This is a genomic window from Thermoanaerobacter brockii subsp. finnii Ako-1, from assembly GCF_000175295.2.
Taxonomy (GTDB): Bacteria; Bacillota; Thermoanaerobacteria; order Thermoanaerobacterales; family Thermoanaerobacteraceae; genus Thermoanaerobacter; species Thermoanaerobacter pseudethanolicus.
Genome location: NC_014964.1, coordinates 162,878 through 176,971, shown reverse-complemented (window position 1 = coordinate 176,971; position 14,094 = coordinate 162,878). Strand labels below are relative to the sequence as shown.

General features: G+C 36.3%; 13 protein-coding genes and 1 pseudogene. 3 read left to right on the top strand and 11 right to left on the bottom strand.

The features are described from left to right. Positions 1–112 precede the first annotated feature (112 nt). The 4 genes from THEBR_RS00835 to purR all read right to left on the bottom strand — a co-directional run bounded on the left by THEBR_RS00835 (position 113) and on the right by purR (position 3,793). Complete coding sequence (locus tag THEBR_RS00835; RefSeq protein ID WP_012268902.1) at positions 113–1,063, bottom strand: ribose-phosphate diphosphokinase; 951 nt, start codon at positions 1,061–1,063, stop codon at positions 113–115. A gap of 5 nt (positions 1,064–1,068) precedes the next feature. Continuing rightward, positions 1,069–2,442, bottom strand: coding sequence for a bifunctional UDP-N-acetylglucosamine diphosphorylase/glucosamine-1-phosphate N-acetyltransferase GlmU (gene glmU / locus THEBR_RS00830; RefSeq protein WP_004399028.1), 1,374 nt, complete (start codon positions 2,440–2,442; stop codon positions 1,069–1,071). A gap of 105 nt (positions 2,443–2,547) precedes the next feature. Beyond that, positions 2,548–2,826 (bottom strand): septation regulator SpoVG, encoded by a 279-nt coding sequence (gene spoVG / locus THEBR_RS00825; RefSeq protein ID WP_004399029.1) that lies wholly within the window; start codon positions 2,824–2,826, stop codon positions 2,548–2,550. A 142-nt stretch (positions 2,827–2,968) separates the two neighbouring features. After that, positions 2,969–3,793: a pur operon repressor gene (gene purR / locus THEBR_RS00820; protein ID WP_012268901.1), complete on the bottom strand. Its 825-nt coding sequence runs from the start codon at positions 3,791–3,793 to the stop codon at positions 2,969–2,971. A 174-nt stretch (positions 3,794–3,967) separates the two neighbouring features. Between purR and murC the strand changes: the two genes are divergently transcribed. After that, positions 3,968–5,362 carry a UDP-N-acetylmuramate--L-alanine ligase gene (murC, locus tag THEBR_RS00815; protein WP_012268900.1) on the top strand — a complete coding sequence of 465 codons (1,395 nt, stop codon included), beginning with the start codon at positions 3,968–3,970 and terminating at the stop codon, positions 5,360–5,362. A 13-nt stretch (positions 5,363–5,375) separates the two neighbouring features. Here murC and THEBR_RS00810 read toward each other — a convergent pair whose 3' ends face one another. Together THEBR_RS00810 and THEBR_RS00805 are read right to left on the bottom strand one after the other, a co-directional pair. After that, positions 5,376–6,389 (bottom strand): LacI family DNA-binding transcriptional regulator, encoded by a 1,014-nt coding sequence (locus THEBR_RS00810; RefSeq protein WP_004399054.1) that lies wholly within the window; start codon positions 6,387–6,389, stop codon positions 5,376–5,378. A gap of 112 nt (positions 6,390–6,501) precedes the next feature. After that, the gene (locus THEBR_RS00805) at positions 6,502–7,410 is read right to left on the bottom strand and encodes a CPBP family intramembrane glutamic endopeptidase (protein ID WP_012268899.1); all 909 of its coding nucleotides are present in this window, start codon (positions 7,408–7,410) and stop codon (positions 6,502–6,504) included. A gap of 163 nt (positions 7,411–7,573) precedes the next feature. Here THEBR_RS00805 and THEBR_RS00800 point away from each other — a divergent pair, with 163 nt between their 5' ends. Further along, a complete protein-coding gene (locus THEBR_RS00800) occupies positions 7,574–8,011 on the top strand; it encodes an Hsp20/alpha crystallin family protein (protein ID WP_004399058.1) in 438 nt (145 codons plus the stop codon). A 1-nt stretch (position 8,012) separates the two neighbouring features. Beyond that, positions 8,013–8,324, top strand: coding sequence for a hypothetical protein (locus tag THEBR_RS00795; protein WP_012268898.1), 312 nt, complete (start codon positions 8,013–8,015; stop codon positions 8,322–8,324). Between the two features lie 28 nt (positions 8,325–8,352). Here the strand turns inward: THEBR_RS00795 and THEBR_RS00790 are convergent, their stop codons facing one another. From THEBR_RS00790 to ltrA, 5 genes and pseudogenes are all read right to left on the bottom strand, one after another. Next, positions 8,353–9,711: a PTS fructose transporter subunit IIC gene (locus THEBR_RS00790; RefSeq protein WP_012268897.1), complete on the bottom strand. Its 1,359-nt coding sequence runs from the start codon at positions 9,709–9,711 to the stop codon at positions 8,353–8,355. A gap of 23 nt (positions 9,712–9,734) precedes the next feature. Next, complete coding sequence (locus THEBR_RS00785; protein WP_012268896.1) at positions 9,735–10,181, bottom strand: PTS sugar transporter subunit IIA; 447 nt, start codon at positions 10,179–10,181, stop codon at positions 9,735–9,737. A 5-nt stretch (positions 10,182–10,186) separates the two neighbouring features. Further along, positions 10,187–11,119, bottom strand: a complete 933-nt coding sequence (gene pfkB, locus THEBR_RS00780; RefSeq protein WP_012268895.1) for a 1-phosphofructokinase — start codon at positions 11,117–11,119, stop codon at positions 10,187–10,189. Further along, positions 11,085–11,915 (bottom strand): DeoR/GlpR family DNA-binding transcription regulator, encoded by an 831-nt coding sequence (locus tag THEBR_RS00775; RefSeq protein WP_013570768.1) that lies wholly within the window; start codon positions 11,913–11,915, stop codon positions 11,085–11,087. The genes pfkB and THEBR_RS00775 overlap by 35 nt, the downstream gene beginning before the upstream one ends. A gap of 161 nt (positions 11,916–12,076) precedes the next feature. Beyond that, positions 12,077–13,487, bottom strand: a pseudogene (gene ltrA, locus THEBR_RS11965) (group II intron reverse transcriptase/maturase). Between the last annotated feature and the right edge of the window lie 607 nt (positions 13,488–14,094).

Here is a 14,094-nt window from a genome sequence, read left to right as displayed (position 1 = left end):
ATGGACACCCTTGCTCTTGGCTAGTGGTTCCCACTACCAAGCCCACAGCGGACTTTCACCGCCTAGCTATCGCCCATGCCGGGCGCACATATAAAAAAGGCACATAAAGTGCCTATACAAACAATTTACTTACAGACATTCCTTCATGGATTCTCAAAATCGCTTCTGCAAATAAAGGAGCTACAGACCTCACTTTAATTTTGTCAATTTTTTTCTCTTCGGGAAGAGGGATTGTATCGGTTATAACCAATTCTTTTATTGGTGATTCCTTAAGCCTTTCAATCGCAGGGCCTGACAACACCCCATGAGTCGCGCAAGCATAAACTTCAGTAGCACCACTGTCAAGAAGAGCCTCCGCCCCTTGTACCAAAGTACCAGCGGTATCAATAAGGTCATCTACCAAAATAGCCTTTTTCCCTCTTACATCACCTATTATATTCATTATCTCTGCTACATTAGCTTTTGGCCTTCTTTTGTCAATAATAGCAAGAGGAGCATTCAATTTTTCTGCAAAATACCTCGCTCTTGTCACACTGCCATGGTCAGGGGAAACAACTACTACATCATTTCCCAATTCCTTGTCAAGAAAATATTTCGCAAGTATTGGTCCTCCTAAAAGATGGTCTACAGGAATATTAAAATACCCTTGTATTTGTGGAGCATGAAGGTCCATTGTAACAACTCTATGGGCTCCTGCTGCAGTTATAAGGTCAGCTACAAGCTTTGCAGTAATTGGGTCCCTCGCCTTTGCTTTTCTGTCTTGTCTTGCATAACCATAGTAGGGTATAACTGCATTAATTTCAGCCGCAGATGCCCTTTTAAAAGCATCAATCATTATCAATAATTCCATTAAGTTGTTGTTAACAGGCGCACAAGTTGACTGTATTACAAAAACGCTTGCACCTCTTACACTTTCTCCAATCCTTACACTAATCTCACCATCACTAAAAGTCCCTACTTCTGAATCGCAAAGCTTGAGTCCAAGATGCTCTGCTATTTCACTGGCTAACTTAGGATTTGAATTTCCTGAAAAAATTTTTAGAGAATTAGTATATCTCGCCATTTAATTTAAAGCCTCCCTTTTTTTATTCTTTCCTGTACCCAGCCCTCTTTATTAGTTTGCCTACTTCTGGCTATGGCAAGTGCTCCTTCAGGAACATCCTCTGTTATAGTTGAACCAGCAGCAATATAAGCATTATTTCCAATCTTTACTGGCGCTACAAGATTTACATTGCACCCCACGAAAACATTATCTCCTATCACTGTCTTGTGCTTTTGTTTACCATCATAATTAACTGTAATAGAGCCACATCCCATATTGACATTTTTACCAACTTCCGCGTCTCCCACATACGTAAGATGAGGAACTTTACTTCCTTCATCAATTATTGACTTCTTTATCTCCACAAAGTCCCCTATTTTGACATTACTCTGTATCACAGTTTCTGGTCTTATGTGGGCAAAAGGTCCTATTTTAACATTATTTTTTATTTTTGAAGAGAGTATTACCGAATACGTGACACTACATCCATCACCAATTTCCGAATCAACAATCCTACAATTAGGCCCTATCTCACAATCACTTCCTATTTTCGTTTTCCCTTCTATAACACAACCAGGCAATACTACAGTATCTGCTCCAATCTCCACTTCAGCCCCTATATAAGTGGTATCAGGGTCCACTATTGTTACTCCGTTTTCCATATGACGATAATTAATCCGCTTTCTCATTATTTTCTCTGCTTCAAAAAGCTGCACCCTTGAATTTACTCCCGTTATCTCCTCTGAAGGTACAGTAAAAGCGCCAATTTTTCCATCCATATCTCTTATAATTTCCACAGCATCCGTCAGATAATATTCACCCTGTGCGTTATTATTTGTTATCATTCTTAGCGCTTTTTTTAGTTTGGCTATATCCATAACGTACATGGCAGAATTTATCTCATGGATGCTTTTTTCTTCTTCCGTTGCATCTTTATCTTCCACAATCCTTATAACGTTTCCACTTTTATCCCTTATTATCCTCCCATAACCTGTAGGGTCCTCTAATACTGAAGACAAAATTGTAACACTGTTGCCCTCTTTAATATGAAAATTTATTAATTCTTTTAAGGTATTGGAGGTAATAAGAGGTGTATCTCCTGTCAAAATCAGCACATTGCCTTCCTCAGGGAGTAAGTCTTCTGCCATCATCACAGCATGACCTGTGCCTAACTGCACTTCTTGATAAGCATACTTGACTCTTTCTTTTAAAACTTCCTTTACCTCTTCTGCTTTGTGGCCGACTACTACAATTACTTCTTTACTGCCTATCTCTTCTACCGCATCTACTACCCATTCTATCATCGGTTTACCACAGACTTTATGAACCACCTTTGGATGCTTAGATTTCATCCTTTTTCCAAGCCCCGCTGCTAAAATAAGCGTCACTAGCCCTTCCAATTTTCCACACCCTCTATACTAAATTTAATTTTCATACCCTATACTATTTTAACTATAATTGCAATAAAGTTCAACAAAAAAAATAAAAAGGAGACCAGCTCCTTTTTATTCCTTATGTGCAGCTTCTTGTTCTTTTGCTTTTTCATATTCTTTTAAAATAGCGCTTTGTAATCTATTTCTTGTGTCTGAATTTATAGGGTGAGCAATATCTTTAAACTCCCCTTCGGGAGTCTTTCGACTTGGCATAGCAATAAACAACCCATTTTGGCCCTCTATAACCTTTATGTCGTGAACCACAAACTCATTGTCAAAGGTTACAGAAACTACAGCCTTCATTTTGCCTTCCTCATTAAGTTTTCTCACCCTTACGTCTGTAATTTCCATAAGCTCACCACCTTCCTGAAGTTAAACCCTAAGTTAGCATTTGCAAACTCTCTTACACTAATAAATATTCGCCATAAAATCAAAATTTCCTTCAGGAAAAACTAAAATTCCGAAAAATTTTTAAAAAAATTTTTTACTCTCTTTAACCCTTCAATATCCAGTCACTTATTTCAATATCAATTATATTTTTCTCCTCCTCCATATTTTTTAACACAAAAACCGAAATGTAATTATCCACCAGCTTATTCTCCGGTTTTTCCGTCGAAATCATAACTCCTGCACCAACTACTTCTGCATCAAATTCCTCCATAAGTTCCATCATACCTCTAATCGTTCCGCCTGCTTTCATAAAGTCATCTATCAACAATACTTTAGAACCTTTCTGTAAAGATCTTCTAGCCAAAGACATAGAACGTATGTGTCTTTGAGACCCAGAAATATAATTAATAGAAACAAAAGAACCTTCTGTAACTCTGCTATCTTTTCTAATTATTACAAGGGGAACATTAAGCGTCCTTGCGCACATCAAGGCAATAGGTATACCCTTTGTCTCCACAGTTACAATCGCATCAACGTTTTTATCCAAAAAAGGAAATACTAAAATTTCACCAATTTTTGTTACAATATTGGGAGAATAAATCAAATCGGCAGTGTACAAAAAACCTCCGGGAATTATTCTCGACGGATCCTTTAATTTTTCCTTTATTTCTTGTACAAAAGGCAAATAACTTTTAATATTAGCTATAGGAATGTATTTTACTCCACCACCAGCTCCAGGTAATGTAATTAATTTGCCAAAACTAAATTTTTCTATCACATTCTTTAAAATATCGATATCTTCCGAGGCAGTAGATTTAGCTATACCAAAAAAATTCACAAAATATTCTAAATTTATGAGGGTATTAGGATTTTCACTAAATATCTTAACGATTGCTGCCAATCGTTCATACCGTTTGTACTTATCCATAAAAAATAACCTCCGCACATACAAACTTTTATACCAAAATTATATTTAAAAGTTCACTTTTCTGCAACATGTGATATAATTTTTTTATAAATATAGTTGCTTTTGACAAGCTTTAATCATATTTTAACCATGAAAAGGCAATAATAACAATAGGAACTGAGAGGAGCGTAAACTATGGATATAAATCTTGAAAACTTTAAAAGAGTGCATTTTATAGGAATTGGCGGTATAAGTATGAGCGGTTTAGCTCATATACTTTTGAATAACGGCCATATAGTAACAGGCTCAGATATAAAAAATTCTCATATAATCGAAAGGTTAAGACAAGAAGGAGCAGTTATAACAATACCTCACAACGAAAATAGTGTCATAGGTGCTGATTTAGTAGTGTATACAGCTGCTATCCATGAAGATAATCCTGAATATCAAAAAGCTAAGGAATTAAATATACCTATTATAGATAGAGCTACCCTTTTAGGTCTCATTATGAAAAAATACAAATACGGCATTGCTGTTGCAGGAAGTCATGGAAAGACAACTACTACTTCTTTAATATCTGTAATACTCGATGGTATGGAATTTGACCCAACAGTTTTAGTAGGAGGAGAAGTTGATGTAATAGGAGGAAATGTGAGAGTTGGAAGCAGTGAATATTTTGTCACAGAAGCTTGTGAATATACAGATAGTTTTCTAAAGTTTTATCCTTACATAGCTGTTATACTAAATGTCGATTCAGACCACTTAGATTACTTCAAAAATATTGACAACATAAAACAGTCTTTTAGGCAATTTGCTAATTTAGTTCCACCAGACGGATTCGTGGTAGCATGCAAAGATGATGCAAACACCATGTATGTTGTAAATGGGTTAAATAAAAACATTGTGACCTATGGTATTTACCAAGATAGTGATTGGAAAGCAAAAAACATAAGTTTTGATGACAAAGGCTGTGCAATTTTTGACGTTTATTATAAAGAGGAATATATGGGCAATTTTAAATTATCAATACCCGGAAAACACAATGTTTACAACGCCTTAGCTGCTTTGGCAGTAAGTCACCTTGTAGGAATTGACATAAAAAAAGCTTCTCATTATTTAACTGAATTCAAAGGCACTCATAGAAGATTCGAAATAAAAGGAATAGTTGATGGCATAACAATTGTGGATGACTATGCTCATCACCCTGCTGAAATTAAAGCAACTTTAGAAGCAGCAAAAAATTATCCTCATAAAAGAATTATTTGTATATTCCAGCCACATACTTACTCAAGAACTAAATCTTTGCTTAATGATTTTGCAGGATCCTTTGACAATGCGGATAAAATAATAATAGCTGACATATACGCCGCAAGAGAGAAAGATACAGGAATTGTTTCTTCTAAAGATTTAGTGGAACTAATCTCTCAAAGAGGAAAGGATGTTTTGTACTTAAAAGACTTTGACTCTATAGTGGAGTATTTAAATAAAAATGCAAAAGCAGGCGATTTAGTATTAACAGTTGGAGCAGGAAATATCTACGAAGTAGGAGAAATGTTTTTAAAAGGCCATAAAAAAGCTGTAGGAATGTAAACCCTACAGCTTTTCATCTTGCAACACAAGATTTCCTCTCCACAAGCTTTACAGGCACAATGATGTGGTCTGTGTCTACATCCTTTTGCTTTAACCTTGCAATCAAAAGTTCTGCAGACTTAATTCCCAAATCAAATGTAGAAATATCTATTGTCGTAAGGGGTGGGTTTGCAAAAGCTGACAAGGGAATGTTGTTAAACCCTACTATTGATATATCCTCAGGAACTCTATATCCTTTATCTATTGCAGCCCTTATAACACCAAATGCCATAACATCATCAGTAACCACAACTGCAGTAGGTTTTTCTCTTTCTAATATTCTCATCATCGCCCTGTATCCACCGTCTTCTGAAAACTCGTCTTGTTCCACCAACTCTCTCTTAAAAGGTATTCCATTTTCCTCAAGGGCAAGTTTATAACCATCTAACCTATCTAAACTCACTACATATTCCAATGAACCACTTATAAAAGCAATTTCTCTATGCCCATGTTTAATAAGGTAATTAGTAGCAAGCTTAGAAGCCCCTATATTGTCATTGTCAACCCAATACACACCCTTGGCGTCTAAAGGCTTACCTATAACAACAAAAGGAAATTTTTCATCTCTTAACCAAGGTATAAGCTCATCGGTTGTACGGGAAGATAAAAGAATTATTCCATCAACTCGTTTGCCTTTTACCATATTTATAACCGCTTCTTTTTCCTCTTCTTGATTCCCAGATGTTGATAAAAGCAAATCATATTTTTCTCTGTGGGCAACAACACTTATTCCTCTCATCACTTCTGGGAAAAAGGGATTTGAAAAAGCTTCCTCTGTAGAGCGAGGCATTATAAGCCCTAATGTATTTGTCACTTTACTTGCAAGGCTTCTGGCAATGGCATTTGGATAATACCCCAATTCCTCCATCGCCTTCCAAACTCTCTCTTTTGTCTCTTTGCTTATACGAGGATTATCAGCAATAACCCTCGATACAGTAGAAGGAGCAACATTTGCCCTTTTGGCCACATCTTTAATCGTTACATTCATTATACCACCACCTTCAAAATGAAACCGATTGCATCTCTTCTATTTATTATTCTATCCTATTCTTTTATTTACGTCAACACTTTTCATTTTTTTAAACATGCAGTGTACACTTTTATATAACTCCTGCTATCTTTAATATTTCCCAACTGATCCTATATACAAACACTAAAACTGACAAAAGCACAGGCCAATATAAGAAAATGTGTAAATCTTCTTTTACTGTTGTAGTACCGCGTATAATATATGGGTCAGTTATTTTCTTCAAATATCTCAATAGCACATACAAAAGAACAGAAGCAAACAATGCAAAAATCCCATAACCAACGACTACAATAAATGGAATATTTACTTGTTGTAATGGAGTTGCTTTTCCTAAGTTTTGTTGTGCTACAAAATATGATAACAACACAGAAATAGTGTTATTTGTAAAATGGCCTATCATTCCCGCATATATGGAATTAGTTCTATACACTACATATCCTAATAAACTACCGAGAAAAAGTATACTTAAAAAATTTTGTACATTTAAATGAAGCATTGCAAAGAATATAGCGGTTATAAAAATACTCTTTATAGAACCCCTCATTTCAAAACTTCTCATAACAAGTCCCCGCATAAATATTTCTTCACTACAGGCAGCTACAGCTCCAAATATTAAAATTTGCATAAAAAGTTCTTGTATATTGGAAGCTGCAGGCATTTGCATGACAGGAATTTTACCCAATTTAGATAGAAAATAATTTGTCAAAAGTGCAAAAAAACCCGATACTATCCAGCCTAAAATAGCTATTATTATCACTAAAAAAACTTTATCCCCTTTTATAGGATTTAACCTTAAAACATATTTTACATCATATTTTTTTAAAAAAAGATAAAGAATAACAGGCAGTAAAACAAGAAAAAATTCTGTGATGAGTATACCTATATATAAAGAAGCCTTTTGCACCAAATATCCCACTGTTATGAAAAGTAACATGACAAAAAAGTACAACTTACTTACATCTTTTTCATCTGGTCGCATCTAATCACTTCCTTTTTTACATCGTCAATTTCACCCTTATAGATTTTAACATAAAAAGAATAAAAAAGTAAGAATTAAATGTGAGGATTTTGTGAAACCTAATAATTGAAAATTTCAATTAATGTGATATAATAAATAATAGAAAAATATGGAGGTGATGTAAATGAGCCTTATGAGACGAGGACGCGACTGGTGGGATTGGCCCTTCGATTTCAATATTAGAAATTTGCCAAGCATTTTTGATGTGAATTTCCCATCTATTTCAGGTCTATTTTCTCGGCCAAGAGTGGACATCACCGAATCTGAAACAGAAATAGTGGCAACAGCTGAACTACCGGGCGTTGACAAAAAAGACATTGAAATAAATGTCTATGACAATATACTGGAAATAAAAGGGCAAACCACAGTAGATGAAGAAAGAGAAGATAAAAATTATTACATGAGAGAAAGATATTACGGAAGTTTTGCCAGAAGAATAGAATTACCCGCAGAAGTAGACCCTGAAAGAACTACTGCTAAATTTGAAAACGGCATTCTCAAAATCACAATGCCAAAATTACATCCAAGCAAACCAAAGGGAAGAAAAATAGATATAGAATAATATGAACAAAGGTAAGCAAAAAGTGGAGATGCAAAATATCACATTATCTTTGCCTAAGGGTTTATTACAAAAGATAAAACATATAGCTATAGATAGACAAACATCAGTATCTAGCCTTTTAACAGAAACTCTTGAGGAAATTGTAAGAAAAGAAAATTCATATGACAAAGCCAAGTCACGCCATATATTAGAAAAAGGTTTTAACTTGGGTACGGAAGGCGAACTTACCTGGAGCAGAGAAGATTTGTATAGAGACCTAAATTCAGGTCAGTACTCTGGCAAAGTAAAGGTGCAAAATCCTTTTAGCAAATAAAAAACTGGAAGGCAACAGCCTTCCTTTTTTATTCTACTTTTTTCTTAAGAAGCGCTACCATTAATGCAGTAACTACTGTACCAACTGCTATTACTCCAATGTAAAGAAGAGGATTTGACACAGCTATCGGTATTACAAATATTCCTCCATGAGGAGCTCTTAATTCAATGTGGAAAAGCATTGAAAGAGCACCTGTCACAGCAGAGCCCACCATTATTGAAGGTATTACCCTGAAGGGGTCTGCTGCTGCAAATGGTATAGCACCTTCTGTTATAAACGAAGCTCCCAAAACCCATGCCGCTTTACCCGCTTCTATCTCTTCCTTTGTAAATCTATTCTTGAAAAGAGCAGTTGCAAGTGCAAGTCCAAGTGGAGGAGTCATACCAGCTGCCATGACCGCTGCCATTGGAGCAAAAACATTTGATGCTAAAAGACCTGTTGCAAAAGTATAAGCTGTCTTGTTTACAGGACCACCCATATCAAAAGCCATCATAAGTCCCAATATTGCTCCAAAAATCACTGCATTTGTAGAACTCATCCCAGTAAGCCAGTCAGTCAAAGATGTCATTATGGCTTTCATTGGAGAACCAATTACATATATCATTAAAAGTCCTACTATTAAAGTCGATAATACCGGCAATATGAGTATTGGCATTAAACCTTCTAATGTTTTAGGAAGCTTTATTAACCTTTTCAGATAAACTATCGTATATCCTGCCAAAAATCCTGAAATGATACCGCCTAAAAATCCTGCCCCAGTGGATACTGCCAGCATACCGCCTACCATGCCGGGAACAAGACCAGGCCTATCTGCAATAGAAAATGCTATATAGCCAGACAAAATCGGCACCATCAATGCAAAAGCTGAACCACCGCCAATTTTCATCAAAGCCCAAGGAAGAGTTCCTTCTACCTCAAAGGCTTTATATCCCCAGAAAAAGGAAAGTGCAATTAAAATACCACCTGCAACTACAAAAGGTATCATGTAGGAAACACCTGTCATAAGGTGTTTGTAGGCACCTGTCCTTTGCGCTGACCTTTCTTTATGAATTTCTTCTACCTTTTCTACATAATCTTTTGGCTTTTCCATCTTAAGAGCCTTTTCAATAAGTCCTTTTGCATCCTTTATAGCATCTTCAACTGGTACCTCAAGTACAGGTTTACCGGCAAATCTTGATTTATCAACTTTTGTCGCAGCTGCTATTATGACAGCATCAGCAGCTTTTATATCTTCTTCAGTAAGCTGGTTTTCTGCACCTATTGACCCTTGAGTCTCTACCTTTATGTCTACTCCCATTTCTTTGGCTGCCATCTGAAGATTTTCCGCCGCCATATAGGTATGAGCAATACCTGTAGGGCAGGCTGTAACAGCAACTACCTTTTTCATAATTAATCCCCTCTCTTAAAAATTTACTTATTAAAAGCGTTTATGACTTCCTCAGGTGTCAAAGCTTTTTCTAACTCTTCTCTCACCTCCTTATGCATTAAAGACCTTGAAAGCTCAGCCAAAACTTTAAGATGTAACTCATCAGAGTTGTCTGGCACAGCAATTAAGAAAAATAAATGGGCAGGTTTGCCATCCATTGAGTTATAGTCTATTCCTTGGCGAGACTTACCAAATACTATTGCTGGCTTTTTCACAAGACTGCTTTTGCCATGAGGTATTGCAACCCCATAACCTATACCTGTAGAAAACTCTTCTTCTCTTCTTTTCACCACTTCTAAAAAGCCTTCTTCATCATCTACAACTCCATTTTCTTTTAAAACACTTACTAACTCTTCCAACACTCCATTTTTGTCCTTTGCCTTTAGGTCAAAAACCATCATTTTTTCGTTCAATACATCTTTTATTTCCATTTCCCTCACCTTTCTATCCTCTCTATTCCAATCTTATCCTTTAATATATTTACCTCCTCAAGAGTGCCTGCTCTTGTGCCTTCTTTCATGACAACGGAGGTAGATAAAGCTGCTGCTATTTTTATTGTCTCCTCAATCGGAAGTCCTTTATATATTCCATGGGCAAAGCCTGCAACAAAGGCATCTCCTGCTCCAACTGTCCCTTTTACTTCAACTTTTACAGGCATTACCCTATATATCCCTTCCTTTGTTATCACAACACTACCGCGACCTCCCATAGAAATCGCAACTATTTCTATACCTGAATCCTTCAGCTTTTTTCCTTCTTCAATAACCTCTTCTAAACTCTCAAGCTTTTTGCCTACTACATCTTCTAACTCCTGCACATTAGGCTTTATCATGTAAGGCTTTTCTTCTATGCCGTATAAAAGCGCTTCTTTGTCAGCATCAAGAATTATTTTTAAATCACCGCTTTTTACTTCTCTAATTATGTCTTTGTAAAAAGTCTTTGGCACTCCTTGTGGTAAACTTCCTGAAAGCACAAGCACTTTTGACTCTTTAGCATATTTAAATATACTTTTTTTAAGTAGCTCTATTTCTTCTTCGCTTACATATGGGCCATATTCATTCAAATCAGTGACTTCCATCCTTGAAATATCAGAAATCTTTATATTTGTCCTCGTCTCATTTTTTATTTTCACAAAGTCAGTTTTTATGCCTTCATCTTCTAAACAATCGATTATATATTTAGCATTAGGTCCTATAAAGCCAAGAGCAATAACATCATCTCCAAAATTTTTAAGGTTTTTAGCGACATTTATACCTTTTCCCCCAGCATCTACTCTTGATCGAATTACCCTATTTACATAACCAATTTTCAAATCCTCAACAATTATTGTCCTGTCAATTGCTGGATTCGCCGTTACCGTCGTTATCATTATTTTCATCCTTTCCAAAGCTTACTATATCTATATTTGCCTGTTCATATTTTCTCACTATCTCATAGTCAATCTCATCATCTGTTATTATTGCCGTAATGTCCTTTATATCTGCAAATTTAACAAAAGACTTCTTTCCAAATTTAGTGTGATCTGCTACTATATAAACTTCACTTGACACATCACACATGGCCTTTTTTGTATTGGCCTCAATTAAGTCTGGAGTCATAAGCCCATCCTCAAAAGATATAGCATTTGTGCCTATAAAAGCCTTATCCACTTTAAACTGTCTTATTACCATTTCAGCAATAGGACCAACTAAAGCCTTAGTCCTCCACCTCTGTATACCTCCTGTCACAATAAGCTCAATATCCTCGTGTTTTGAAAGCTCTATTGCAATAAGAGGTGAATTAGTGACAACAGTAAGTTTCGTATTTTTAAGATTTCGCGCAATCTCAAGAGTAGTCGTACCGGCATCTAAAATTATAGAATCTCCTTCTTCTATCATTGATGCAGCAATTTTACCTATCTTCCTTTTTGCCTCTAGTTCCACATCTTCTTTTTCAAAAAATGCAGGCTCATAATGAGTGCCAACATTCAATATCGCGCCACCGTGAGTCCTTTGTATGAAACCCTTTTCTTCCAGTACGTGCAAATCTCTTCTTATTGTTGACTCAGAAACATTAAAGAGTTTGCTAAGCTCAGAAACACTGATACTTTTATCCTTACTTATAATTTCCGCAATTTTTAAGCGTCTCTCCTCACCAAACATCCTATCAGATATACTCATATTCATTCACATCCATTCAATGTTATTCCGCTCATTTATGATTGTTTTTGCTTATTTATGATTATATATTATCACTTTCATTTTGTCAATCGAGTAGGAGCTGAATAATTATTTTATTCAGCGTCCTCTCACACCACCGTACGTACCGTTCGGTATACGGCGGTTCATTAGGAATTGTGTACAATTAGATATCTTTGGGATAAACTCTTATAACCTATGCTTTCAAAGTATTTATTTGTAAGAGTCTTATTTAGGATTGGGCTATTGGATATTCTCCAGTAGCCTTTCCTTGTATTGGCGTATTCCCAGGCTTTTTGTTCTTCTACTCCTAGTTTTACTAGGTTATCATGCTTCGTTTTTATCTTCTTCCATTGTTTCCATATACATGCCCTTAGTCTTCGCCTTATCCATTCGTCAAGGGTTTTCATTATGCTTTTCGCGTCTGCTAATCCAAAATAGTTGACCCATCCTGTTGTTATTTGATTTAGTCTTTTTATTCTGTTTTCCATGCTTATTCCCTTGTTCCGATTGGTTATTTCTCTTACTTTTCCTTAAACCTTTTGATGGATTTTTCATGGATTCTTATTCTTACTTCGTTTTCTTTTGTGTAGAATGAAAATCCAAGAAATTTTCTTCTCCATGGTCTATCTACAGCACTTTTTGCTTCATTGATTTTTAATTTTAATTTGCTTTCTATGAATTTCTTTATGCTCTTCATTACTCTGTTTCCTGCAGACCTGCTTTTTACATATATGTTGCAGTCATCTGCGTACCGACAGAATTTGTGTCCTCTCTTTTCAAGTTCTTTGTCTAGTTCGTCCAACATTATGTTTGCTAATAGGGGACTTAATGGCCCTCCTTGGGGTGTTCCTTCTTCTGTTGATACTTTGATTCCGTTTATCATTACTCCTGATTCTAAGTATCTTCTTATTAACTTTAGTACTCTTTGTCTCCTATCCGCTTTTCTAGTTTGGACATTATTATGTCGTGGTTTACTCTGTCAAAGAACTTTTCTAAGTCCATATCTACAACCCATGTATATCCTTCATTTATATATGCTTCTGCGGCTTTTATTGCGTCTTTTGCACTGCGTCCTGGTCTAAATCCATAACTGCTATCAGAAAATGTATGGTTGTAGACTCTATTTAGTATTTGGGCTATTGCTTGTTGTATTAACCTATCTAGTGCTGTAGGTATTCCTAGTAGTCTTACTCCTCCATCTGGTTTGGAAATTTCTACTCTTCGCACTGGTTGTGGTTTGTATTTCCCCTCCAGCAGTTGTTGTTTTATGGTTGCCCAGTTTTCTTTGAGATACGGTAGAAGTTCATCTACTTCCATCCCATCGACTCCATGGCTTCCTTTATTTGCAACAACGCGCTTGTATGCTGCTCTCATGTTTCCTCGTTCTACTATCATTTCAAGCATCTTGCTGGTATATCTTTGTACATCGTTTCTTCTATCTTTTGACGCCGATGATATACTATGCACTTCCGTTGTCTTTTGAAATTCCATTTCTCTATTCAACGGATAGCCTCTTTGTTGAGTTGTCTGCAGTCTCTGCATATCTTTCGAGTCCATAAGATTTCCAAAACCTCCTAACGTTCGGCCCTTCCTTATCTATTCATGACTAGATAAGTACTATGACCTCTGCTGACTTCTCAAGGTTCAACCATACATCACTGTATGGGTTGTCACTTCAGAGTTCACTTTAGTGACTTGTCCTTGAGACCTCCCCGGGTAAGAACGATAACTTTCATCTCATATATCTGCCAGATTTACTGTATGGGATTCGGGTAGTGTTGGACTTCGTTTTGTTACGCAAACTCATCCATCCCAATTCAGCCTCTTATCTGGTTCTTGTTCATCAGACCGAGATTTTGCCTTAAGCTTCCTTCAGATTCCACCTCACGATGGACACCCTTGCTTTTGGCTAGTGGTTCCCACTACCAAGCCCACAGCGGACTTTCACCGCCTAGCTATCGCCCATGCCGGGCGCACATAAAAAAAGGAGTAGTTTTCTACCCCTTTTTTTATTATAAATTGCAATATTAAATGCAACACCTAATGAAAATCATGTAGATATAGGATTTGGAACAAATCATATATAACCTTAAGCCCATCTTAGTTAACAAGTTGAGCGAAGGTCGTGATTTGTCAAGGGTTAAAGTCAGGCGAAGCCTGCCCT

Coding starts and splice junctions, on each gene's coding strand:
- THEBR_RS00835 (WP_012268902.1), bottom strand. CDS start 1,063: ATGGCGAGATATACTAATTCTCTAAAAATTTTTTCAGGAAATTCAAAT.
- spoVG (WP_004399029.1), bottom strand. CDS start 2,826: ATGGAAATTACAGACGTAAGGGTGAGAAAACTTAATGAGGAAGGCAAA.
- purR (WP_012268901.1), bottom strand. CDS start 3,793: ATGGATAAGTACAAACGGTATGAACGATTGGCAGCAATCGTTAAGATA.
- murC (WP_012268900.1), top strand. CDS start 3,968: ATGGATATAAATCTTGAAAACTTTAAAAGAGTGCATTTTATAGGAATT.
- THEBR_RS00810 (WP_004399054.1), bottom strand. CDS start 6,389: ATGAATGTAACGATTAAAGATGTGGCCAAAAGGGCAAATGTTGCTCCT.
- THEBR_RS00805 (WP_012268899.1), bottom strand. CDS start 7,410: ATGCGACCAGATGAAAAAGATGTAAGTAAGTTGTACTTTTTTGTCATG.
- THEBR_RS00800 (WP_004399058.1), top strand. CDS start 7,574: ATGAGCCTTATGAGACGAGGACGCGACTGGTGGGATTGGCCCTTCGAT.
- THEBR_RS00795 (WP_012268898.1), top strand. CDS start 8,013: ATGAACAAAGGTAAGCAAAAAGTGGAGATGCAAAATATCACATTATCT.
- THEBR_RS00790 (WP_012268897.1), bottom strand. CDS start 9,711: ATGAAAAAGGTAGTTGCTGTTACAGCCTGCCCTACAGGTATTGCTCAT.
- THEBR_RS00785 (WP_012268896.1), bottom strand. CDS start 10,181: ATGGAAATAAAAGATGTATTGAACGAAAAAATGATGGTTTTTGACCTA.
- pfkB (WP_012268895.1), bottom strand. CDS start 11,119: ATGATAACGACGGTAACGGCGAATCCAGCAATTGACAGGACAATAATT.
- THEBR_RS00775 (WP_013570768.1), bottom strand. CDS start 11,915: ATGAATATGAGTATATCTGATAGGATGTTTGGTGAGGAGAGACGCTTA.